Here is a 22,446-nt window from a genome sequence, read left to right on the forward strand (position 1 = left end):
GCGTCCCTGCCCCGATCCTGTCAGGCTTGCTGCGATCACGGCTCGCGCGATTCTTCAGCCTCCAGTACCACTTCTTCCGGACGCAGCAGTGAGATCACACGGAAGATCAGCGCTAATCCAACCCCTACGATTGTCGCCAGCGCCATGCCTTTCAGCTCCGCAGCACCGATATGCACCTTCGCACCGCTGACGCCGATGATCAGGATCACCGAGGTCAGGATCAGATTTTGCGCTTTGTTGTAATCGACTTTGGACTCGATCAACACCCGAATACCGGATGCGCCGATCACGCCATACAGCAGCAGCGACACGCCGCCCATTACCGGTACCGGGATCGCCTGGATCACCGCCGCCAGTTTGCCGACACAGGAGAGCAGGATCGCCAGAATCGCCGCGCCGCCAATCACCCAGGTACTGTAGACGCGGGTAATTGCCATCACACCGATGTTTTCGCCGTAGGTGGTGTTAGGCGTTGAACCAAAGAAGCCGGAGATGACCGTTGATAAGCCGTTGGCGAACATCGAACGATGCAGGCCAGGGTCGCGAATCAGATCTTTCTTTACGATGTTGGCGGTGACCACCAGATGACCGATATGCTCGGCAATCACCACCAGCGCCGCAGGCAGGATCGTCAGCATCGCCACCCACTCAAAGCGCGGGGTATAGAAAGTTGGCAGCGCAAACCAGGGTGCTTTGATCACGCCGCTCCAGTCAACAATGCCCATAAATGCAGAGAGCAGATAACCCGCTACCACCCCGACCAGAATCGGGATGATCGCCAGGAAGCCACGAAACAGCACGGAACCGAATACCGTCACTGCCAGCGTGACCAGCGAAATCAGCACGGTTGTACTGTCGGGCGCACTGCCTTCCGCGGGCAGCAAACCCGCCATATTAGCGGCTACCCCTGCCAGCTCCAGACCGATGACGGCGACAATCGCGCCCATCGCCGCCGGGGGAAACATCACATCGAGCCAGCCGGTGCCCGCGCGTTTGACAATCAGCGCCACCAGACAGAACAGCACGCCGCACAGGATAAATCCGCCCAGCGCGACCTCATACCCCAGCGGCAGCAATAGCAGTACTGGCGAGATAAAGGCAAAACTGGAACCGAGGTAAGCGGGAATTTTGCCTTTACAGATAAAGAGGTAGATCAGCGTGCCTACGCCGTTAAATAACAGCACCGTCGCCGGGTTGATGTGGAACAGAATCGGTACCAGTACCGTGGCACCAAACATGGCGAACAGGTGTTGCAGGCTGAGTGGAATGGTTTGCAGTAACGGCGGTCGTTCACTGACGCCAATGGCGCGACGAGTCATCATTTATCCCCTTGTGTTATTTATCCCCCAGGGCGCGCGCCTCTGGCACAGCAGCAGGCACGCCGGTGAGCCTCGCAGCCACACCGAACCCGTTCGGGGATCTTTTTTTTGCCAAAAAAAAGCCGACTCTCTGGTCGGCTATGCGATTTATTTGGTTCCGAAAATCTTGTCCCCGGCATCGCCGAGCCCGGGAATGATGTAACCCTTCTCATTCAGTCCCTGATCCACTGACGCGGTGTAAAGCTCAACGTCAGGATGCGCTTTCTCCAGCGCGGCAATCCCTTCTGGTGCGGCAACCAGTACCAGCACTTTAATGCTGGTGCAGCCCGCTTTCTTCAGCAGGTCGATGGTGGCGATCATGGAACCGCCAGTCGCCAGCATAGGATCGACAACCAGCGCCAGGCGCTCTTCGATGTTAGAGACCAGCTTCTGGAAATAGGGAACCGGCTCCAGTGTCTCTTCATCACGGTAAACACCCACCACGCTGATACGGGCGCTGGGAACGTGCTCCAGCACCCCTTCCATCATGCCCAGGCCGGCACGCAGAATCGGCACCACCGTGATTTTTTTGCCTTTGATCTGATCGATCTCTACCGGGCCATTCCAGCCCTCAATGGTTACGCGCTCTGTTTCCAGATCGGCGGTCGCTTCGTAGGTCAGCAGGCTGCCCACTTCAGACGCCAGCTCGCGAAAACGCTTTGTACTGATATCATGCTCACGCATCAAGCCCAGTTTATGTTTGACCAGCGGGTGTCTGACTTCCACGATCTTCATTGGTGTTCTCCCGGAATGAGTTGAGCTAAAAAAAAATCGCGGGATTATACCGCCTTTTACGCTCCGCGCCACCTGCTCTTGCGCAAAGCCGCGGGTTTTACCGGGACAAATAGAGGATTAATGAAAATCGCCCGATGCGCAATCCCGGACTCGCAAACGTTTGCCTGCACTGATAGAATTGCCGCGCTTTATTTTAAACCACCAACCGCAACTCGCGTGGGGACCTCGCAGTGACCGACAAAACCTCTCTCAGTTACAAAGACGCCGGTGTTGATATTGATGCTGGTAACGCTCTGGTTGACCGTATTAAAGGCGTAGTGAAAAAGACGCGTCGCCCGGAAGTGATGGGTGGACTGGGCGGTTTTGGTGCGCTTTGCGCGCTGCCGCAAAAATACCGTGAACCGGTGCTGGTCTCCGGCACCGATGGCGTTGGCACCAAGCTGCGTCTGGCGATGGATCTCAAACGTCACGATGCCATTGGTGTTGACCTGGTGGCGATGTGCGTCAACGACCTGGTAGTACAGGGCGCCGAGCCCCTCTTCTTCCTCGACTACTACGCTACCGGCAAACTGGATGTGGATACCGCCTCTGCGGTGATCACCGGCATCGCCGAAGGTTGTCTGCAGTCGGGTTGTGCGCTGGTGGGCGGTGAAACCGCTGAGATGCCAGGCATGTATCACGGTGAAGATTACGATGTGGCCGGTTTCTGTGTTGGCGTGGTGGAAAAGTCAGAGATCATTGATGGCAGCAAGGTGCAGGATGGCGACGTACTTATCGCCCTCGGCTCCAGCGGCCCGCACTCCAACGGCTATTCGCTGGTGCGTAAGATTCTGGAAGTCAGCAACACCGATCCGCTGGCTGAACAGCTGGAAGGCAAACCGCTGGCCGATCATCTGCTGGAACCGACCCGCATCTACGTGAAAAATATCCTGAGCCTGATTGAGCAGGTCGATGTGCACGCTATCGCACACCTGACCGGCGGCGGATTCTGGGAGAATATTCCGCGCGTGCTGCCCGACAACACTCAGGCCGTCATCGACGAGAAGAGCTGGCAATGGCCGGCCGTCTTCAGCTGGTTACAGCAGGCGGGCAACGTCAGCCGTTTCGAGATGTACCGCACCTTTAACTGCGGCGTCGGCATGATCATCGCCCTGAGTCCGGCAGACGCGGACAACGCGATTGCGCTGATGCAGGCTGCGGGCGAGAAAGCCTGGAAGCTCGGCGTAATTAAAGCGTCTGATGCCGAAGAGCGTGTGGTCATCAACGGATGAAAAAGCTGGTTGTACTGATTTCCGGCAACGGAAGTAACCTTCAGTCCATCCTTGACGCCTGTGCAAGCGGGCGGATTCACGGCAGCGTGGCTGCCGTGTTCAGCAACCGCGCCGCCGCTTATGGCCTTACGCGGGCGCAGGAGGCAGGTATTCCTGCCCACTCGCTTGCCGCCAGCGACTTCACTGACCGCGAAGCCTTCGATCGCCAGCTCATCGCTGAAATCGAAGCCTACACTCCAGACCTGATTGTGCTGGCAGGATATATGCGCATTCTCAGCAGCGCGTTCGTGGCCCATTTTCACGATCGCCTGCTGAATATCCACCCTTCCCTGTTGCCGAAATATCCGGGTCTGCATACGCATCGTCAGGCGCTGGAAAATGGCGATAGCGAACATGGCACCTCCGTACATTTCGTCACTGACGAGCTGGATGGAGGTCCGGTGATCCTGCAGGCCAAAGTCCCGGTTTTTCCCGGCGACAGCGAAGCGGAGATTACGGAGCGGGTGCAGCATCAGGAGCATGCCATTTATCCGATGGTAATCGGCTGGTTTGTTGAGGGTCGTCTGGCGATGCGTGACGGCAAGGCCTGGCTGGATGGCGAACCGCTGCCGCCGCAGGGTTATGCTAACGACTGACCCGACAGGGGAAGCCGGGGCTTCCCCTGAAGTGCTGGCGGTCGGGGTAAAGGCTCAGGGAACCATTGAGCCGTCTGACATAACAACCTGCTCTGCTCCCGTTACTGACTTAACCGTAGCGCCCCGTAATATAATCTTCGGTCCGTCGCTGTTTTGGCGCGGTAAAGATACGGTCAGTCTCATCAAACTCCACTAACGCGCCCTGATGCATAAACGCGGTGTAATCTGACACGCGAGAAGCCTGCTGCATGTTGTGCGTCACCAGCACCAGTGTGAAATGCTGCTTGAGCGTGGTCATCAGCTCTTCAATCACCAGCGTGGAGATGGGATCCAGCGCGGAAGTCGGCTCATCCAGCAGCAGAACTTCCGGTTCAATCGCAATGGCACGGGCGATCACCAGCCGCTGCTGCTGTCCGGTCGAGAGCGTCAGTGCATTCTGTGACAGCTGATCTTTGACCTCACTCCACAACGCCGCCGCGCGCAGCGCACGTTCACAGGCTTCGTTCAGCACCCGCCGATCGCGTACCCCCTGTAAGCGCAGCCCGTAGACCACATTTTCATAGATCGATTTTGGAAAAGGATTAGGGCGCTGAAACACCATGCCGACCCGACGACGCAGCGCCGAGAGATCCTGCTCAGGTCGCAGGATCGGCTGCGATCCCAGCAACACCTCACCCTCGACCCGGCAATGATCAATCACATCATTCATGCGATTAAAACAGCGCAGCAGCGTTGATTTGCCACAGCCGGAGGGACCAATCAGCGCGGTAATCTTGTTTTTCGGCACCTGCAGCGAAATAGCCTGCAGCGCCTGGCGCTCGCCATACCACAGCGACAGCTGGTTAACGGTCAGCGCGATATCCGTGTCGGACGTCATAGTCATAGCCTGTTATTGAGTCATAAGGCGATAGCGTTCACGCAGACGGTGACGCAGGCCCATCGCCAGCAGATTAAGCGACAGAATAATCAGCACCAGCAGCAGCGCGGTGGCGAACACCAGCGGCCGGTCAGCTTCAATATTCGGACTCTGAAACGCCAGATCGTAAATCTGGAAGCCCAGATGCATAAATTTGCGATCCAGATGCAGATAAGGAAACACCGCGTCGACGGGCAGTTCCGGCACCATTTTTACCACGCCAACCAGCATCAGCGGCGCGGTTTCACCAGCGGCACGCGCCACCGCCAGAATCAGGCCGGTCAGCATGGCAGGCACCGCCATCGGCAGCACCACGTTCCACAGGGTTTCCGCCTGAGTCGCGCCCAGCGCCAGCGACCCCTGCCGCAGGCTGTTGGGAATGCGGGATAGTCCCTCTTCGGTCGCCACAATCACCACCGGCAGCGTTAGTAACGCCAGAGTCAGCGACGCCCACAGCAAACCAGGTGTCCCGAAGGTGGGATTGGGCAGCGCGCTGGCGAAGAAGAGCTGGTCTATCGTGCCGCCCACCAGCCAGACAAAGAAGCCCAGACCAAATACGCCATAGACGATTGAAGGAACGCCTGCCAGATTGACCACCGCGATGCGCACCAGTCTGGTCAGCGCATTGCGTCCGGCATATTCATGCAGCCAGATGGCGGCGATGACACCCAGCGGCATCACGACCACCGACATCAGCAGCACCATCAGCACGGTGCCAAAGATCGCCGGGAACGCCCCGGATTCACTCTCGCCTTCAGCGGGTGAATCACTGACGAAACGCCACAGCTGATGCAGAAAATGCAGCGTTTTGCCGGTCAGCGTCATCGCGTTCGGCTTCCAGCTGTCAACGATTTCGGTCAGCGGGATCGCATGTTCGGTGCCATGCACATCCCGCAGGATTAACAGATCGCGCTGACTCTGCTGTTGCAGCGAAGCCAGTGTCTCGCTCAGCTGATTAAAACGGCGCTGCAAAGCGGCCTGATTGGCCTGATATTCTGACTCGGCCTGCAGATCAAAGCGCCCGGCAGCACGGTTTGTGGCCGCCTGCTCATCAAGCTGCTCACGCTGGCTGTTGAGGCGCGCCATATCGACCCGGCGAATCTGATTAGCCTGCCGCACCAGCATCTGCACCTGTCCGAGCCGCTGATGCAGCAGTGCATCGGGATCCTGCGCAGTCAGCTCTTCATTATCCTCACGCAGGCCGACAAACCAGCCGTATGCCTGACCGTGGCTGCGGCGCTGCAGCACCATGATGTCCGCAGGCTGGCTGACCTGCGCTGCCGTGCGACTGTAAACCACCCGGAAATCGGGTGCGTCCCAGTCACGGTTACCGGTTTTAATCAGATAACGATTAACCTGTCCGCCGCTGTTGCCCTGCTCATCTGCCGGGGCCGGAAAGCGCCGCTGATGTTCCAGGGTTTCACCCAGCAGGCGCGTCTCGGCCCCTTCAGGCTGGCTAAACGTGTAGAGATCGACGCGCTGCGGCCAGAAAGCGCGCACGCCCTGCCAGGCCAGTAACCCAATCAGCAGCGTAAAGGCCAGCAGGCAGACGGCTACGGCACCGGCGGTTAGCCAGCGCCAGCGATCGTTCTGTTGCATCGCTTTCATGCCTGCTCCTCGTGCTGGCTGTAGCGCTGGCGCAGCCGCTGACGGATCAGCTCGGCAACCGTGTTGATCACCAGCGTAAACAGCAGCAGCATCAGGGCGCTGAGAAACAGCACGCGATAATGAGCACTCCCCGCCGCCGCTTCCGGCATCTCAATGGCGATATTGGCGGACAGGGCGCGCAGGCCGCTGAACAGGCCACCTTCACTTTGCGGCGTGTTGCCGGTCGCCATCAGCAAAATCATGGTTTCTCCTACGGCACGCCCCAGACCAATCATCAGGGCGGCAAAAATACCGGCGGAAGCACCCGGCAGCACGACGCGGGTCAGGGTTTGCCACGGCGTCGCGCCCAGTGCCAGCGAGCCCTGCCCCAGTGCAGCAGGCACGCTGAACAGCGCATCCTCAGAGAGGGTAAAGATCAGCGGTACCAGCGCAAAGCCCATCGCCAGCGCGGCCACCAGCAGATTGCGCTGTTCGTAATGCGGCAGCCAGTCGCCCGCATCCGGTATCAACAGCGTGGGCAGCCACAGCGTCAGCAGCGTGACCAGCAGCAACAGCGGCAGCAGAATCAGCACTTCACGACCCGGCTGACGCCAGCGCGGCGGTAAACGCGCGCTGAATACGCCGCACAGCAGCAGCGTGCCCGCCAGCGTCAGCGGCAGCAGCAGCACACCCACCAGCGCCTGACCAATATGCGGCGCGAGCCAGATCCCGGCAATCAGCCCCACCACTACGCTCGGCAGCGCGCCCATCATTTCGATTGCCGGTTTAACCCAGCGTCGCAGGCCTGGCGCCATAAACCAGGCGGTGTACATCGCCGCCGCCAGCGCCAGCGGTGTGGCAAACAGCAGCGCTAAACTCGCCGCTTTCAGCGTACCCATCACCATCGGCATCAGGCTGAACTTGGCCTGATAACTGTCACCCGCCGCGGTCGATTGCCAGATCCAGTCCGGTCCGGGATAATTTTCATACCAGATTTTTTGCCAGAAATTGCGCCAGGTGACGTCCGGCCACGGATTATCAAGCCGCAGGGTCTGCCAGCTTCCCGCCCGTTCAATCAGCAGGCTGTCGCCACGCGGCGAAAACTGAGCCTGCACAATGCCAGGTTCCAGCTGACGCTGCAGTATCGGGCCATCCTGCTTGCTGGCGAACAGCCTTAACAGCCCCTGTTTGCTGAGCGTCGCAAACACGCGGCGTTGTGATTCCGTCACCAGAATGGTCTCGCCGTCGCTGTTGGCAAAGGTACGAATGCGCTGCAGGCGCGGCCCCTGTTCGCTGGCGATAGCAAACCACTGCGTGACGCCGCTGCCATCCTGGATCAGCAGGCTTGTGCCGCCCACCAGCAGATGCAGACTTTTTGGCCGCTGCGGCAGGGTGTGCGTTTCACGCAATAGTGCACGGTCATCGTCAAGTTGCCAGACCCGCAGCAGATTGCCTTCGGTGGTGTAGAGCAGATCGCCGGCCGGCGAGAGCGCCAGCAGATCCAGCTGGCGTTGCGGCAGCGGGATAACCGAGGCCTGGCGATCGGTGCCAAGCGTCAGCACCCGGAGTCCGGCCTCTGTCAATGCGGCAATGCGCCACTGACCAGCATGGCGCGATGCCAGCGCCATCTTCGTCACCGCGCCATCGGGCAGATGAAAGGGTTTGTCGCCCAGCGGGAAACGCCACTGCTGGTCGGTTGCAGGCTGCATCAGCGTCAGCGCGCCCTGCATATTCAGCAGCAGCGTCTGCCCATCAGCACTCAGCACGGCTTCATCGGGAGCGGGCGTTAGTGCCAGCGCGGGCTCCGCAGGCTGACCATCCAGCGGAATAAAACGGGCCGCACCGCGTGCGCTGATACGCCAGCCGACATGACCCTGATTGCCAATCGCTAAGGCTGGCGCGCGATCCCAGAGTTGCTGGCTGGCCGCAATTTGCAGGCCAGGTGCATTAAACAGCGGCAGGACCACGCCAATCAGCCAGCAGAACAGCAGCAGCATCAACAGCAGGATCGCCACGCCACAGCAGGTGACCAGCCGCCGCGTCAGACGATCAACGGCACGACGCTTGCGATCGCTGAATTGGACAGGAATGTGGTTTGCGCTCATGCGGTTCCGGTGGCAGCCTGAAATAAGCCGCTATGTTGCCCGTAGCCGATTGATAAGACAACTCCTGGCGTTGGACAACGCTGCCATACTCTCGCCATAATGTTGGTGGATACTGGATCTTCAGTCCTGCAACCGCTAAATGGAGTGAGAATGGGTCAGGTAAAGCTTTATATTGAAAAAGAATTAAGCTGGTTATCCTTTAATGAACGGGTTTTGCAGGAAGCAGCAGACAAAAGCAATCCACTGATTGAGCGGATGCGCTTTCTGGGTATCTATTCCAACAATCTCGACGAATTCTATAAAGTGCGTTTTGCTGACCTCAAACGCCGCATTCTGATTGGTGAAGAACAGGGTTCCGCCAGTACGCCACGCCACCTGTTTAAGAAAATTCAGCAGCGCGTGATGAAGTCCGATCAGGAGTTTGATGCACTTTATAACGATCTGCTGCTGGAGATGGCACGCAATCAGATCTTCCTGATCAACGAACGTCAGCTCTCATCCAATCAGCAGGCGTGGCTGCGCCACTACTTCAAGCATGAGCTGCGTCAGCATATTTCGCCGATCCTGATCACCCATGAGACGGATCTGACCGAATTCCTCAAAGATGACTACACCTATCTGGCGGTAGAGATCATTCGCGGTGACCATATTCAGTATGCGCTGCTGGAAATTCCGTCCGACAAAGTACCGCGTTTCATCAATTTACCGGCAGAGCCACCGCGCCGCCGTAAACCGATGATCCTGCTGGATAACATTCTGCGTTACTGCCTGGATGACATTTTTAAAGGCTTCTACGACTACGACGCGCTCAACGCCTATTCAATGAAAATGACGCGTGACGCCGAGTACGACCTGGTTACGGAGATGGAGTCGAGCCTGCTGGAGCTGATGTCCTCCAGCCTGAAACAGCGACTGACGGCGGAACCGGTGCGTTTTGTCTACCAGCGCGATATGCCCGACACGATGGTGTCGCTGCTGTGCCACAAGCTTTCCATCTCTAATCTGGACTCCATTCTGCCCGGCGGCCGCTACCACAACTTCAAAGACTTTATCGGCTTCCCGAACGTCGGCAAAAACAACCTGGTGAACCGCCCGCTGCCGCAGATTCGCCATATCGGCTTTGATGGCTTCCGCAACGGCTTTGATGCGATTCGCAATCGCGACGTGCTGCTCTACTACCCGTACCACACCTTTGAGCATGTGCTGGAGCTGCTGCGTCAGGCGTCGTTTGACCCCAGCGTGCTGGCGATCAAAATCAACATCTACCGCGTCGCGAAACACTCCCGCATTATGGATGCGATGATCCATGCCGCCTATAACGGTAAAAAAGTCACGGTGGTGGTGGAGTTGCAGGCGCGCTTTGATGAAGAAGCCAACATCTATTGGGCGAAACGCCTTACCGAAGCGGGTGTGCATGTAATTTTCTCTGCACCTGGCCTGAAGATCCACGCCAAGCTGTTCCTGATTTCACGCCGCGAAGGCGAAGAGATTGTGCGCTACGCGCATATCGGTACCGGCAACTTTAACGAGAAAACCGCGCGTCTCTATACGGATTACTCGTTGCTGACCGCGGATGCGCGCATCACCAATGAAGTACGTCGGGTGTTCAACTTTATTGAGAATCCCTACCGGCCCGTGACGTTCGATCATCTGATGGTCTCGCCGCAGAACTCGCGCCGGATGCTGTATGAGCTAATCGACACCGAAATTGCTAATGCGCAGCAGAATAAGCCCTGCGGCATTACTCTGAAAATCAACAATCTGGTGGACAAAGGTCTGGTTGATCGGCTTTATACAGCCTCCAGCGTAGGGGTGAAGGTTAATCTTCTGGTGCGCGGAATGTGCTCATTAATCCCTGACTTGCCCGGGATCAGTGAAAATATTCGTGTCATCAGTATTGTTGACCGTTATCTGGAACACGATCGCGTCTATATTTTTGAGAATGGCGGCGATAAGAAGGTGTTCCTCTCCTCCGCTGACTGGATGACACGTAACATTGATTACCGTATCGAAGTGGCAGTGGCGATTCTCGATCCCCACATCCGGCAGCGCATACTCGACATTATTGCTATTCAGTTGAGTGATACGGTGAAAGCCCGCATCGTCGATAAAGAATTGAGTAACCATTACGTCCAGCGCGGCAATCGTCGTAAAGTGCGATCGCAGCTGGCCATTTATGATTACATCAAGAAACTGGAACAACCTGAATAAATCCTATGCCAATTTCTCATAAAAGTACGCCAAAACCCCAGGAGTTTGCGGCGATTGACCTGGGCTCGAACAGTTTCCATATGGTGATTGCGCGGGTTGTCGATGGTGCGATGCAGGTACTGGGCCGCCTTAAGCAGCGCGTCCATCTGGCTGACGGGCTGGATGCCCGGCACAACCTCAGCGAGGAAGCGATGGAGCGAGGGTTAGCCTGCCTGGCCCTGTTCGCCGAGCGCCTGCAGGGGTTCAGTCCGAGCAACGTGACGATTGTCGGTACCCACACGCTGCGCGAGGCGGTCAACGCCGAAACCTTCCTGCAACGTGCGGCCGAGGTGATCCCCTATCCGATCGAGGTGATTTCGGGCCATGAAGAGGCTCGCCTGATCTTTATGGGCGTTGAACATACCCAGCCGGAGAAAGGCCGCAAGCTGGTGATCGATATCGGCGGCGGATCAACCGAGCTGGTCATTGGCGAGGATTTTGAACCGCAACTGGTTGAGAGCCGACGCATGGGTTGCGTCAGTTTCGCCCAGCTCTATTTCCCGAAAGGCGAAATCAGCCGTGAAAACTTCCGTCGCGCCCGTTTAGCGGCCGCGCAGAAGCTGGAAACGCTGGCGTGGCAATATCGTCTGCATGGCTGGCAATATGCGCTGGGCGCGTCCGGCACCATCAAAGCCGCCTGCGAAGTGCTGCTGGCGATGGATGAAAAAGAGAAGCTGATTACGCCTGAGCGCCTCGAAAAGCTCTATGACGAAGTGATGAAACACAAATCCTTTGCTGCACTCAGCCTGCCGGGTCTGTCGGAAGAGCGTAAAGGTGTGTTTGTACCCGGGCTGGCGATTCTTTGCGGCGTATTTGATGCGCTGGCCATTCGCGAATTGCGCCTCTCCGACGGTGCGCTGCGTGAAGGCGTGCTCTATGAGATGGAGGGCCGTTTCCGCCATCAGGATATTCGCAGCCGTACGGCACAGAGTCTGGCGAACCATTACGCTATCGACAGCGATCAGGCACGACGCGTGCTCGACACCACCGAGCAGCTTTATCTGCAGTGGCGCGAGCAGAATCAGAAACTGGCGAATCCACAACTGGCCGCACTGCTGAAATGGGCGGCGATGCTGCACGAAGTGGGCCTGACCATCAATCACAGCGGCCTGCAACGCCATTCAGCCTATATTCTGCAAAACACCAACCTGCCGGGCTTCAATCAGGATCAGCAGATGCTGCTGGCGGCGCTGGTCAGATTCCATCGTAAAGCGATAAAGCTTGATGAGCTGCCGCGCGTGACGCTGTTCAAGAAAAAGCAGTTTGTGCCGCTGATCTTCCTGCTTCGCCTGGGTACCCTGTTGAATAATCAGCGACAGGCCACCACGCGTCCGGAGGCGTTAACCCTGAAATGCGATGATGGCCACTGGACGCTGACCTTCCCGGCGGGCTACTTCACGCAGAACAACCTGGTTCAGCTCGATCTTGAACGGGAGCAGGTTTACTGGAATGACGTCACGGGATGGAAACTGATCCTCGAAGAAGAAGTCTGACAACACGGGCGCCTGGCGCCCGTTTAACTGAAATGATGAATATGACACAACCAACCGCACCCCTTTCAGGCGAAAACTATTTTGCCGAAACCTATGGTTTAACGCCGCCCCACTCCGAAGTGGTTGCGGCGCTGCCCCAGCTCAACGTCGGCAAGGCGCTTGACCTTGGCTGTGGCGTGGGACGCAATACGCTGTTTCTGAATCAGCACGGTTTTGACGTCACGGCGTGGGATCATAATCCGCAAAGCCTGGCGCGCCTGCAGGAGATTATTGCGCAGGAAAATCTCAGCGGCATTCATACCGAGCAGCGCGACCTGAACAACACGCGCTTTAATGGCGGCTTCAACTTTGTGCTGTCGACCGTGGTGATGATGTTCCTTCAGCCGCAGATTATTCCGCAGCTGATTGCCGACATGCAGGCCTGTACGGTCAGAGACGGTTTTAACCTGATCGTGGCGGCGATGAACACGGACGATATGCCCTGCCCGGCTGATTTCTCCTTTGCGTTTAAATCAGGTGAGCTCAGCCACTACTACCGCAACTGGCACATCGTGAAGTACAACGAGCACCCCGGTCAGCTGCATCGCACAGATGAAAATGGCAACCGCATCACCTGTCGGTTTGCGACGCTGCTGGCGCAAAAAGCGAGTTACTGATCTTTATCTGCTGTTTTTTTCAACAGCGATTGATTTCATCAGGCGACTGTGACTAAATATTGCAGTCGCCCCAGATGGGGTCATTACAGGAACCACCCCGCGTGAACAGCGCTATTTCTCCCCGAAGACGTCAAAAAACCGGCACCATGACCCGCATTGTGTTGCTGATTAGTTTTATCATTCTTTTTAGTCGCCTGATTTTTATCCTGCCTGCTGCCTTCGAGCATCATCAGCAACAGAAAGCTATTCATGAACCGGTTGCCATAACATCAGGCGATACGCGATACGCGATAACGAATAACGAATAACGAATAACGACCTTTCGCCTGAAACGCACCTGATACGTAAATGTTATCCAGCTAACTGGACTCTTTTTTGCATCCCTTTTTCAGGCGAAACGCTACACTTCGTGCTGGTGCTTTCAGACTTAAGGGATCCAATGTGTCTGCCTCTCACTCTCAACGTTTAAGTGAAATACGTCATCGCATTCTGACGCTGCTGCTCAGCGAGCACGATCTGGTTGATGCCCTGCTGGAGAAATCGGGCGATCTCAATCCTGAACAGCAACGTGAAAATGCGGCCCAGCGTGACGCGCTGGAGCAGGACATTCTGCAACTGCATGCCGCTGACCTCGCGGATATTCTCGAAGCCCTGCCCGAAGAAGAACGTCAGGCGCTGTGGCGGCTGGTGCCGAACGAGCGGCGCGGCCATGTGCTGGTTGAAGCGTCTGAAACGGTCTGGGCCAGCCTCACCGAAGAGATGAGCGACCGCGATATCCTGCGCGCTATCCAGCCGCTGGATATCGACGATCAGGTCTGGCTGGCGCGTTATCTGCCACGTGACCTGACCGGACGCCTGCTGGCAACGGTGGAGCCCGCCCTGCGCGCCCGCATGCTCGATATGGTGCAGCTTGACCGTGACCGCGTAGGCCGGGTAATGGATTTCAATATCCTGACGGTGCGTGAAGATGTCACGCTTGCAACGGTGCAACGCTTTCTGCGCAAGCGCAAAAGCATGCCGGGCGGTACCGATAAACTCTTTATCACCAATAAAGATAATCAGCTGCTGGGCGAACTGCTGCTGACGGACATCCTGCTTAACAAACCCAAAACCCTGGTGAGCGACGTGATGAACGCCCGCCCTACCACCTTCCAGCTCAATGATAAGGCCGAAGACGCAGCCAGCGCCTTTGAACGTTATAACCTCATTTCAGCCGCCGTCACCGACGCCAGGGGCAAGCTGATTGGCCGCGTGACCATTGAAGACATCATCGACCTGGTGAATGCCGAAAACGAAAGCAACATTCGTAAAATGGGGGGTATCAGTCAGGAAGAGGATGTGTTCGCGCCGGTGCGTAAATCGGTACGTAAACGCTGGGCCTGGCTGGCGATTAACCTCTGTACCGCCTTTGTCGCCTCCAGGGTTATCGGGCTGTTTGAAGGGACGATTTCGCAAATCGTGGCGCTGGCCACGCTGATGCCGATCGTCGCGGGTATCGGCGGCAATACCGGTAATCAGACTATCACCATGATTGTGCGGGCGCTGGCCTTACATCAGGTTGAACCGGGCAACTTTTCGTTTTTGATCGTCCGCGAACTTGGCGTGGCGCTAATCAACGGCCTGTTCTGGGGCGGCATCATGGGCGGCATCACCTGGCTGATGTATGACAATATGGCGCTGGGCGGCGTTATGATGCTGGCCATGGCGCTTAATCTGCTGCTGGCCGCGCTGATGGGCGTGCTGGTGCCGCTGGTCATGACTAAAATGAATCGCGATCCCGCCGTCGGCTCCAGCGTATTGATCACCGCCCTTACCGACACCGGCGGCTTCTTTATTTTCCTGGGGCTGGCGACGATTTTCCTGCTGCCGCACTGATCGTCAGGCTTGCAGGCCGTAACGTTGCAGCGACCCGTTAAGATTGCGCTGCCGCGTTACCTGTGCCAGCTCTCGGGTCGCCGCAGGCAGCGTATAGTTACCTCGCTGACTCAGCCACTCCAGCACATCCGCTAAGTGCCAGATGGCGGTTTTACCGTCATGCACCGGCAGCGGAAACGGCGGGCGGTGGCTGAGCATCAGCTTACGCATATTCTGACGCGTCATGCCGATGATCTCCGCCACATCCGTCAATCCCACAAAATCGGGTGCGGCTTCCACCAGCGTGGCACCCGGTATCGCACGCAGCACATCCTCTTCTGCCTGCTTCAATACATCCGTTGCAGAGTCAGACTCGCGGGTGAACTCCAGTGCAATTCTGCCCGGCATGCCCAGGCCGATTAGCGCATCATCACAGCCTGCCGCTGCCAGCGTTTCCAGCAGTTCATCCACCGGCGCGTGCCCTTCCGGCAGGCTGAACCGTAATGTGAAACAATATTCCATATGCTTCTCCTTGTGCTGCATCAGGACTTCAGATAGTGACAGTTGTCGACCACGCGCCGCAGCGCGCGGGCATGCTGATGTGCGTTTTTTGGTGTGCTCCAGATACAGGTCAGACAAAACTCCCCACATCGGCACATCAACAGATTTTTCGGACAGTACATTTTGCCCCAGGCGTGATGGCCTCCCGTGACGACCAGCCAGCCATGGGATTCGGCGTAGCGTAACGCCGTTTCGATCTCTTTGTTGGGATGCCGCTTCCTTGCCATATTTTTCCCTATCCTGACGCTGAATTGATAAGTTGTCAACTGACAACCCTATGAAATTATCTTAGTGCGGCTCAGCATGCGCAGACTTTTTCTCGCAGTAAAACAGTCAGGGTATAAACTGGAAAACGTCACACAAAAAACGATCAGCGCCAGAAGTCATCTGGCAGCAGAAACGATTAACAACGGAGGCAATATGTTTAAAGCAGAGGATTTTGTTCAGTCTAAAACCGGCGGCCCGAAAATGCAGGTGCTGCGCGTCGAAGGTGACACCTTATGGTGTGCACGCGTTGATGATGCGGCGAAAAAAGAGATCGAAGTGAAAGCAGAGAGCGTCAATCTCTATCACGAAGAGGGTGACTTTGGCGTGTGCTGAAGTGAAACGGCCCCTGACGGGGCCAGACTGTCAGGGCTTATCCTGCTGAAGGTTGTCATTTCCCAGGCCGCCAATAAACGGCAGACGCAGCCGGAACGGTGTGAAATCGACTCCCATGTTCAGGCCCAGCAGATTCACTTCAAATCCCTCTTCTGCACCCAGCGTCACTCCCGCCACACCCAGAATCGACACCTGCACACCGCGCCCGGATGGCGGCAGCCCGACCGGACGCCACAGTGGCCGGTAATCTTTACCCAGCGCGTTAGCGGGCAGATCAAGCCTTAAAGCGGGTACTTCGCGGCCAATATGCGCCAGGAAGGTGTTGCTGTTCGGTCCTGGCCAGGCGCGGTAGGTTGTCGGCCACGGATAGGATTTAATGGCGGCTTCAATCTGCGGGATCATCGCTTCTGCTTCCGGTCCGCGATGTTCCACCAGCAGCCGCGGTTTTGCGCCATACCAGTAGCCATCAGGCAGGTTGGTGTTGCGCCGGACTTTATCGCCGCTGCCCCAGCTAATCACTTCGTAGCGAGTGAAACGCGTTTCACCTGCGCGCTTGAAGATGATCCACGGATGCACCGCCACCGCCCCTTTCCAGCCATAGGTCGGCGCAGCATAGACCTGTACAATAGCCAGGCTATATAAAGCGCGCGGGTCGGGTGCTATCCCGGACGAATCACGTCGGGCGGTCGCCCAGCCGCCCGGCTCTGCGGTTTCGCTGTGACGCGTCGCCTGCGCAATGCTGGCTCCCAGCGATAGCAGCAGTACGGCAACAAAAAACAGGCTGAACACTTTAAGTGAGAGCATGACAACATTCCTGGTGACGTAAGAATCGCGAATCGCCTGTTCAGCAGGCGGTTTCAGTAAATGGCGGCTTTGGGATACGGACGATCGATGAAAGCGGCGGGTAAAAGCGGGACACAACTGACGTCAGTTGCGGGCTTTTACTGCATGGAGGATAGCGTAATTTCCGGCAAAGTGAACAGGAAAACACCAGCGACGGACCTGGATGTGCTGAAAGGTTAAAACAGCACGGCGAATGCGATAACCACATCGTAATCCGTTACCTGGCAGGGTCTCATCAATAGATGAGCGAGTTTTCCTGAATAAGTGATAACCGCATGCCTTCGCATTAAAACCCTGGTGTCAGTAACCCATAAAGCGTCCTTACTGTTTCAGGGTATTTAACGCTTTTAATAAACTCATTATTTTTTATCCGGCCCTGATTGCCTGCTGCAGGCATAACCCGAGGGGAATCACACTGCCCTGAGTGAACGCCAATTTGTCGAAACTATAAAGTCGTTGCTCTGATAAAACCTAAGCATCAGCGAACATGAGGCATACCGTGGCGTTTTCACTGTTAGCGCTATACCTGCAGATATAAACAGGATGTACGTACTCTTTTAGTCAGAAGTAAGGCCTGCCACTACAGCTCTTTTGTTAATACCTCAAGATTGTCCGCAAGGATATTAAGCACCGCATTAACGTAGATATCCCTGTTTCCCTGGTGCCACATCACGCACAGTGGCAGCCCGGCTATATTGTCGACCGGAGCCAGTGGCAGATAGGTTACGCCATCCGCGTTCATGTTGCGGTAAGAGGATGGCACGAGCGCCACACCCAGCCCAGCAGCAACAAAGCTCAGTATTGTCTGTTTTTCCTCAGCATACTGAGCGATAACCGGATATTTACCGGCCGCTCTGAACAGGTTCATCGTCAGGTCATGACTGTGGGGACGGGAACGTCTTTCCGGCACAATCACCGGCTCATTGCAAAAATCCTCAATGCTTACCCGATCGTAATGCACCAACCGGTGATGAGCAGGGACTGCCAGTACACAGGTTTCATGGGCGATAAAGCGAGTGGTCAGAATGACATCTGTTTGTTCTGGCGGTCGCACAAACACCAGGTCCAGCCAGCCCGAGGTGAGTCGTGGGATCAGGCTGTGCGATTTATCTTCACTGATGTGGATATCGGCATCAGGAAACGCACTGACAAACAGGTTAAGCAGTTTCGGCAGTAATCCTCTCGCCGCGCTGTCAATGGCACCGATCCGCAACGTTTTTTTCTGCGACGCGATGTTTTTATGGAACCGCAACCGTAACGCATCAAAATCCGCAACAACGGACTTAGCCTCACTCAAAAACTCCGCGCCTTCCCGGGTCAGAGAAACGTTCCGGGTAGAACGATTCAGCAGGCGTATACCCAGATCCTCTTCCAGCAAGCGGATAAAACGGCTGAGTGACGCAGGCATCATTTCAAGCTTCCGGGCAGCCCTGCCGAAGTGAAGTTCATCACCTACCACTACGAAGCATCTCAGCTGATTTATATCCATTTTTCGCCCGCACTCAGATTATACAAGTTATTTATATAAACCCTTGCCGATGATAACGCCAGTCAAAACAGCATACTGGGTTCACAACAAAATGATAACAACCCTACCTGACTGTGGAGCATCCTGATATGCACAATGACCTCGAAAAAAAGGTAATGCGCAAAGTAACGCTGCGGATTATTCCTTTTATCATGCTGCTGTATTTTATCGCGTTTCTCGACCGGGTTAATATTGGCTTTGCCGCCCTGACCATGAATCAGGACCTGGGTTTTTCGCCGATGGTCTTCGGTATGGGGGCCGGGATTTTCTTTCTTGGCTACTTTCTGTTTGAAGTCCCCTCTAACCTTATTCTGCATAAAGTCGGTGCCCGTATCTGGATCGCCCGCGTCATGATTACCTGGGGACTGGTCTCCGGCTGTATGGCATTTGTTCAGGGCACCACCAGTTTTTATATTCTCCGCTTTCTGCTCGGCGTAGCCGAGGCCGGTTTCTTTCCTGGTATCATCCTTTATCTCAGCTACTGGTTCCCGGCTGTAAAACGTGCGCAGGTTACCGCCATTTTTATGGCCGCAGCACCACTCTCTACTGCGCTTGGCTCCCCTATCTCCGCTGCGCTGCTGGAGATGCATGGGCTGATGGGCTTTGCCGGCTGGCAGTGGATGTTTGTGCTGGAGGCGATCCCCGCTTTACTGCTGGGCATCGTCGTTCTGTTCTGGCTCACCGACCGTCCTGCCAAAGCAAAATGGCTGACCGAAGAAGAGCGGACCTGGCTTCAAAACTCTCTGCAGGCTGAAGAGCAGGCGCGCGCAACCGGGCAAAGCCACACCAGCGCATGGCGCGGTCTGGCGGATAAGCGGGTTCTGGCACTGGCGCTGGTCTATTTTGGCACCTCAGCCGGTCTTTATACCCTGGGTATCTGGGCACCGCAGATTATTCACAGCTTTGGTGCCTCATCGTTAGAAATCGGCTTCCTGAATGCTTTCCCTGCGGTGGCCGGTGTTCTCGGCATGATCCTCTGGGCCCGCCACTCGGACCGTACCCGTGAACGCAGCTGGCATGTTATTGCTGCCTGTCTGCTGGCCGCGGCCGGGCTGATTTATGCCGGAAGCGTCACAACCCTTTTCTCAGTGATTATCGCCCTGACACTCGTCACCGTTGGGATCAGCGCTTCCAAGCCCCCGCTGTGGAGCATGCCTACCCTTTTCCTGAGCGGGCCAGCGGCGGCAGCGGGCATTGCAGCCATTAATTCGATTGGCAACCTCGGTGGATTTGTCGGACCGATGATGATTGGCATCATCCGCCAGCAAACCGGTAGCTATACCGGGGGACTCTATTTCGTGGCCGGACTGCTGCTGATTTCAGCCCTGACGGTACTGATTCTGTCCGGAAAAGCGAAAAAGCCTCAGACCACAGAACTTCATCAACCTCACACTCATTAATTAATACGGAGAAACATCATGCGTAACTACTCTATTGCCGCAATTCCTGCTGACGGTATCGGCCCTGAAGTCATCTCTGCCGGCATTGAAGTCCTGAAAGCGCTGTCACATCGCGATCCGCAGCTGAAATTTGATATTCAGACTTTCGACTGGGGTTCCGACTACTACAAACGCTACGGCGTGATGATGCCGGAAGACGGCTTACAGACGCTGAAAAAATTCGATGCTATCTATTTCGGCGCGGTCGGCGCTCCGGATGTGCCTGACCATATTACCCTCTGGGGGCTGCGCCTGCCGATTTGTCAGGGCTTCGATCAGTATGCGAATGTGCGGCCGACAAAAATTTTGCCTGGCGTTACCTCGCCGCTGCGTAATCGGGGTCCAGGTGACCTCGACTGGGTCATCGTGCGTGAAAACTCCGAAGGAGAATACTCAGGCAATGGCGGCCGCGCCCATAAAGGTCTGCCGGAAGAGGTCGGAACCGAAGTGGCGATCTTTACCCGCGTCGGCGTCACCCGGATCATGCGCTATGCCTTTAAACTTGCTCAGTCGCGCCCACGTAAATTGCTGACGGTGGTCACTAAATCCAATGCGCAGCGTCATGGCATGGTGATGTGGGATGAAATTGCGGCTGAAGTGGCGCTGGAGTTCCCGGATGTGCAGTGGGACAAAATGCTGGTGGATGCCATGACGCACCGCATGACGCTGCACCCGCAGAGCCTGGACACGGTCGTCGCCACCAATCTGCATGCCGATATCTTATCCGACCTGGCCGGGGCGCTGGCTGGCAGCCTTGGCGTAGCGCCAACAGCGAACATCGATCCTGAGCGGCGCTTTCCATCGATGTTCGAGCCGATTCACGGCTCAGCCTTTGATATCACCGGTAAGGGCATCGCTAACCCGATCGCCACCTTCTGGACGGCGGTACAGATGCTGGAGCATCTGGGCGAGCATGAAGCCGCTGCACTGATCATGGGAAGCATCGAACATGTCTGCACCTGCGGCATCCTGACGCCCGATGTGGGCGGCACGGCCACAACGGCCGATGTCACGCGTGCTGTGGTGCAGTTCATCGAATCCCGTTCAACCGTTGCTGAGATTGCATAACAATGAGAAACGATCAGGCCGCAACGATACTGGAGGATATCTTTAAGCAGGCGGTTGACAGTGCCCGTCCCGGGCCTGTCGTTCCGGCGGCGCTGCCGCAGAAGCCTGCTGGCCGCTGTATCGTGGTCGGGGCAGGCAAGGCTTCGGCCGCCATGGCGGCGGCTGTGGATGCCGCCTGGCCAGACGTGGATGTCAGTGGCGTGGTGGTGACTCGCTATGGTCATGCAGTGCCCGCCGGGCGTATCCGTATTCTGGAGGCTTCCCATCCGGTTTCAGATGCGATGAGTGAAACGGCGGCTATGCTGATTCTGGAAACGCTGCGCGGACTGACACCCGACGATCTGGTACTGGCGCTGATATCAGGCGGCGGCTCCGCCGTGATGGCATTACCCGCGCCGGGTATCACGCTGGCCGATAAACAGTCTGTTACCCGTGCACTGCTGCACAGCGGTGCCAGCATCAGGGAAATGAATCTGGTCAGGCGTCACCTCTCGGCGATAAAAGGCGGCAGGCTGGCTGCACTGGCGCAGCCTGCACGGGTGGTTTCATTGATTATCAGCGATGTCCCGGGTGACAATCCGGCAGATGTGGCATCAGGTCCGACTGTGGCTGACAACAGCACGCCAGAAGATGCACTGAAGGTGCTCGAGCGCTACGCTATTCCGGTATCCGCCGAGGTTCGCCATGTGTTGAGCCAGCCGCTGGCGTTGTCAGGCATGCTGCCCATTGGTGAGGTCAGGATGATTGCCACACCAGCAATGGCATTACAGGCCGCAGCCAGGGCTGCGCGTAATCATGGTATTACCCCATTGATACTCGGTGATGCCCTGGAAGGTGAGAGCCGGGAAGTGGCAACCGTCATGGCAGGCATTGCGAAATCGGTGAAGCAGCATGGTCAGCCGCTGAAGGGCCCTGCTGTTTTGCTGTCGGGAGGGGAAACAACGGTTACCGTAAGTAATGAAGGTGCGGGTAAAGGCGGCCGTAACACTGAGTTTTTACTGGGATTAGCCTGCGCACTCCGTGGAGAAAGGGGAATCTGGGCCATAGCGGGTGACAGCGACGGCATTGATGGCACCGAAGATGCAGCGGGCGCGATGATTTATCCGGATTCGCTGACGCGCGGAAAAAATCGCGGGCTTGATGCACTCACCTGTCTGAACGCGCATGACAGCTACAGCTATTTTCACGCAATCAATGATTTGCTGATAACGGGACCAACATTAACGAATGTGAACGATATCAGGATAATACTGGTAGCATAGCCGCCACTTTTCGCATGGCTGGCAGGATTAAGCAAACGTCTGCATGACATGATTATCAGGAGAGTTCTGCAGTGAGCTGAAAGCCATATCAGCATGACCTGTAGACGTTTTGACCAGTCTTTAGAAAAATGACTTCGCTTTTTTTACCGTACGCTGCCTGTAAGAGGCGGCGTAACATCGACTGTCGATTCTGGCATCAGATTCAAATCCTGCAACCTGTCAGGCTTTTGCAACAGACTGCCTGACGAGGCAAAATTCTCCAGTGCACTAATGAAAAAGCCCGCA

Annotated in this window: 20 protein-coding genes; 11 read left to right on the forward strand and 9 right to left on the reverse strand. The window is 56.4% G+C overall.

Annotation, left to right across the window (positions count from 1 at the left end; translation table 11 throughout):
• Positions 1 to 35: 35 nt before the first annotated feature.
• Positions 36 to 1,319 (reverse strand): uracil permease, encoded by a 1,284-nt coding sequence (uraA, locus tag ACK13D_RS14275; protein WP_010260058.1) that lies wholly within the window; start codon positions 1,317 to 1,319, stop codon positions 36 to 38.
• Positions 1,320 to 1,466: 147 nt separating this feature from the next.
• Positions 1,467 to 2,093, reverse strand: a complete 627-nt coding sequence (gene upp / locus ACK13D_RS14280) for a uracil phosphoribosyltransferase (protein ID WP_009088774.1) — start codon at positions 2,091 to 2,093, stop codon at positions 1,467 to 1,469.
• A 230-nt stretch (positions 2,094 to 2,323) separates the two neighbouring features.
• On the opposite strand from upp, the gene purM reads away from it, so the two are divergent.
• A complete protein-coding gene (gene purM / locus ACK13D_RS14285; protein WP_010671337.1) occupies positions 2,324 to 3,364 on the forward strand; it encodes a phosphoribosylformylglycinamidine cyclo-ligase in 1,041 nt (346 codons plus the stop codon).
• Positions 3,361 to 3,999 (forward strand): phosphoribosylglycinamide formyltransferase, encoded by a 639-nt coding sequence (gene purN, locus ACK13D_RS14290; protein ID WP_010260066.1) that lies wholly within the window; start codon positions 3,361 to 3,363, stop codon positions 3,997 to 3,999. Before purM ends, purN begins: the two co-directional genes overlap by 4 nt.
• 109 nt (positions 4,000 to 4,108) lie before the next feature.
• Here the strand turns inward: purN and pstB are convergent, their stop codons facing one another.
• Genes pstB through ACK13D_RS14305 form a run of 3 tightly spaced genes read right to left on the reverse strand, consistent with a single transcriptional unit; the run spans position 4,109 to position 8,607 of the window.
• Positions 4,109 to 4,876, reverse strand: coding sequence for a phosphate ABC transporter ATP-binding protein PstB (gene pstB / locus ACK13D_RS14295; protein WP_010260068.1), 768 nt, complete (start codon positions 4,874 to 4,876; stop codon positions 4,109 to 4,111).
• A gap of 12 nt (positions 4,877 to 4,888) precedes the next feature.
• Positions 4,889 to 6,523 carry a phosphate ABC transporter permease PstA gene (pstA, locus tag ACK13D_RS14300; RefSeq protein WP_010260070.1) on the reverse strand — a complete coding sequence of 545 codons (1,635 nt, stop codon included), beginning with the start codon at positions 6,521 to 6,523 and terminating at the stop codon, positions 4,889 to 4,891.
• Positions 6,520 to 8,607: an ABC transporter permease subunit gene (locus ACK13D_RS14305; RefSeq protein ID WP_418796686.1), complete on the reverse strand. Its 2,088-nt coding sequence runs from the start codon at positions 8,605 to 8,607 to the stop codon at positions 6,520 to 6,522. Before ACK13D_RS14305 ends, pstA begins: the two co-directional genes overlap by 4 nt.
• A gap of 150 nt (positions 8,608 to 8,757) precedes the next feature.
• Between ACK13D_RS14305 and ppk1 the strand changes: the two genes are divergently transcribed.
• The 5 genes from ppk1 to mgtE all read left to right on the forward strand — a co-directional run bounded on the left by ppk1 (position 8,758) and on the right by mgtE (position 14,881).
• Positions 8,758 to 10,818 (forward strand): polyphosphate kinase 1, encoded by a 2,061-nt coding sequence (gene ppk1 / locus ACK13D_RS14310; protein WP_003848735.1) that lies wholly within the window; start codon positions 8,758 to 8,760, stop codon positions 10,816 to 10,818.
• A 5-nt stretch (positions 10,819 to 10,823) separates the two neighbouring features.
• A complete protein-coding gene (gene ppx, locus ACK13D_RS14315) occupies positions 10,824 to 12,350 on the forward strand; it encodes an exopolyphosphatase (protein WP_010260078.1) in 1,527 nt (508 codons plus the stop codon).
• A 41-nt stretch (positions 12,351 to 12,391) separates the two neighbouring features.
• A complete protein-coding gene (tehB, locus tag ACK13D_RS14320; RefSeq protein ID WP_158149113.1) occupies positions 12,392 to 13,006 on the forward strand; it encodes a tellurite resistance methyltransferase TehB in 615 nt (204 codons plus the stop codon).
• Between the two features lie 101 nt (positions 13,007 to 13,107).
• On the forward strand, positions 13,108 to 13,314 hold the full coding sequence (locus ACK13D_RS14325; RefSeq protein WP_418796689.1) for a YfgG family protein: 207 nt from the start codon (positions 13,108 to 13,110) through the stop codon (positions 13,312 to 13,314).
• Positions 13,315 to 13,447: 133 nt separating this feature from the next.
• Entirely contained in the window at positions 13,448 to 14,881 is a 1,434-nt protein-coding gene (gene mgtE / locus ACK13D_RS14330) for a magnesium transporter (protein WP_010260086.1), read from the forward strand.
• A 3-nt stretch (positions 14,882 to 14,884) separates the two neighbouring features.
• Here mgtE and ACK13D_RS14335 read toward each other — a convergent pair whose 3' ends face one another.
• Entirely contained in the window at positions 14,885 to 15,382 is a 498-nt protein-coding gene (locus ACK13D_RS14335; protein ID WP_022624132.1) for a helix-turn-helix transcriptional regulator, read from the reverse strand.
• Between the two features lie 20 nt (positions 15,383 to 15,402).
• Positions 15,403 to 15,648: a hypothetical protein gene (locus ACK13D_RS14340; protein ID WP_010671328.1), complete on the reverse strand. Its 246-nt coding sequence runs from the start codon at positions 15,646 to 15,648 to the stop codon at positions 15,403 to 15,405.
• A gap of 193 nt (positions 15,649 to 15,841) precedes the next feature.
• Between ACK13D_RS14340 and ACK13D_RS14345 the strand changes: the two genes are divergently transcribed.
• Positions 15,842 to 16,021 carry a hypothetical protein gene (locus ACK13D_RS14345; protein WP_022624131.1) on the forward strand — a complete coding sequence of 60 codons (180 nt, stop codon included), beginning with the start codon at positions 15,842 to 15,844 and terminating at the stop codon, positions 16,019 to 16,021.
• A 30-nt stretch (positions 16,022 to 16,051) separates the two neighbouring features.
• On the opposite strand, the gene ACK13D_RS14350 is transcribed toward ACK13D_RS14345, so the two are convergent.
• Both ACK13D_RS14350 and ACK13D_RS14355 read right to left on the reverse strand, forming a co-directional pair.
• On the reverse strand, positions 16,052 to 16,825 hold the full coding sequence (locus tag ACK13D_RS14350; protein WP_010260100.1) for a DUF3750 domain-containing protein: 774 nt from the start codon (positions 16,823 to 16,825) through the stop codon (positions 16,052 to 16,054).
• Positions 16,826 to 17,444: 619 nt separating this feature from the next.
• Complete coding sequence (locus tag ACK13D_RS14355) at positions 17,445 to 18,353, reverse strand: LysR family transcriptional regulator (protein ID WP_010260103.1); 909 nt, start codon at positions 18,351 to 18,353, stop codon at positions 17,445 to 17,447.
• 128 nt (positions 18,354 to 18,481) lie between these two features.
• On the opposite strand from ACK13D_RS14355, the gene ACK13D_RS14360 reads away from it, so the two are divergent.
• The 3 genes from ACK13D_RS14360 to ACK13D_RS14370 are packed head-to-tail and all read left to right on the forward strand — an operon-like array spanning position 18,482 to position 22,161.
• Positions 18,482 to 19,792 carry an MFS transporter gene (locus ACK13D_RS14360; protein WP_010260106.1) on the forward strand — a complete coding sequence of 437 codons (1,311 nt, stop codon included), beginning with the start codon at positions 18,482 to 18,484 and terminating at the stop codon, positions 19,790 to 19,792.
• A gap of 18 nt (positions 19,793 to 19,810) precedes the next feature.
• Positions 19,811 to 20,899 (forward strand): tartrate dehydrogenase, encoded by a 1,089-nt coding sequence (locus ACK13D_RS14365; RefSeq protein WP_167430194.1) that lies wholly within the window; start codon positions 19,811 to 19,813, stop codon positions 20,897 to 20,899.
• Between the two features lie 2 nt (positions 20,900 to 20,901).
• Positions 20,902 to 22,161: a glycerate kinase type-2 family protein gene (locus ACK13D_RS14370; RefSeq protein WP_061901202.1), complete on the forward strand. Its 1,260-nt coding sequence runs from the start codon at positions 20,902 to 20,904 to the stop codon at positions 22,159 to 22,161.
• Positions 22,162 to 22,446 lie beyond the last annotated feature (285 nt).

This window comes from Pantoea sp. K16, from assembly GCF_048452805.1.
Lineage (GTDB): Bacteria > Pseudomonadota > Gammaproteobacteria > Enterobacterales > Enterobacteriaceae > Pantoea > Pantoea agglomerans.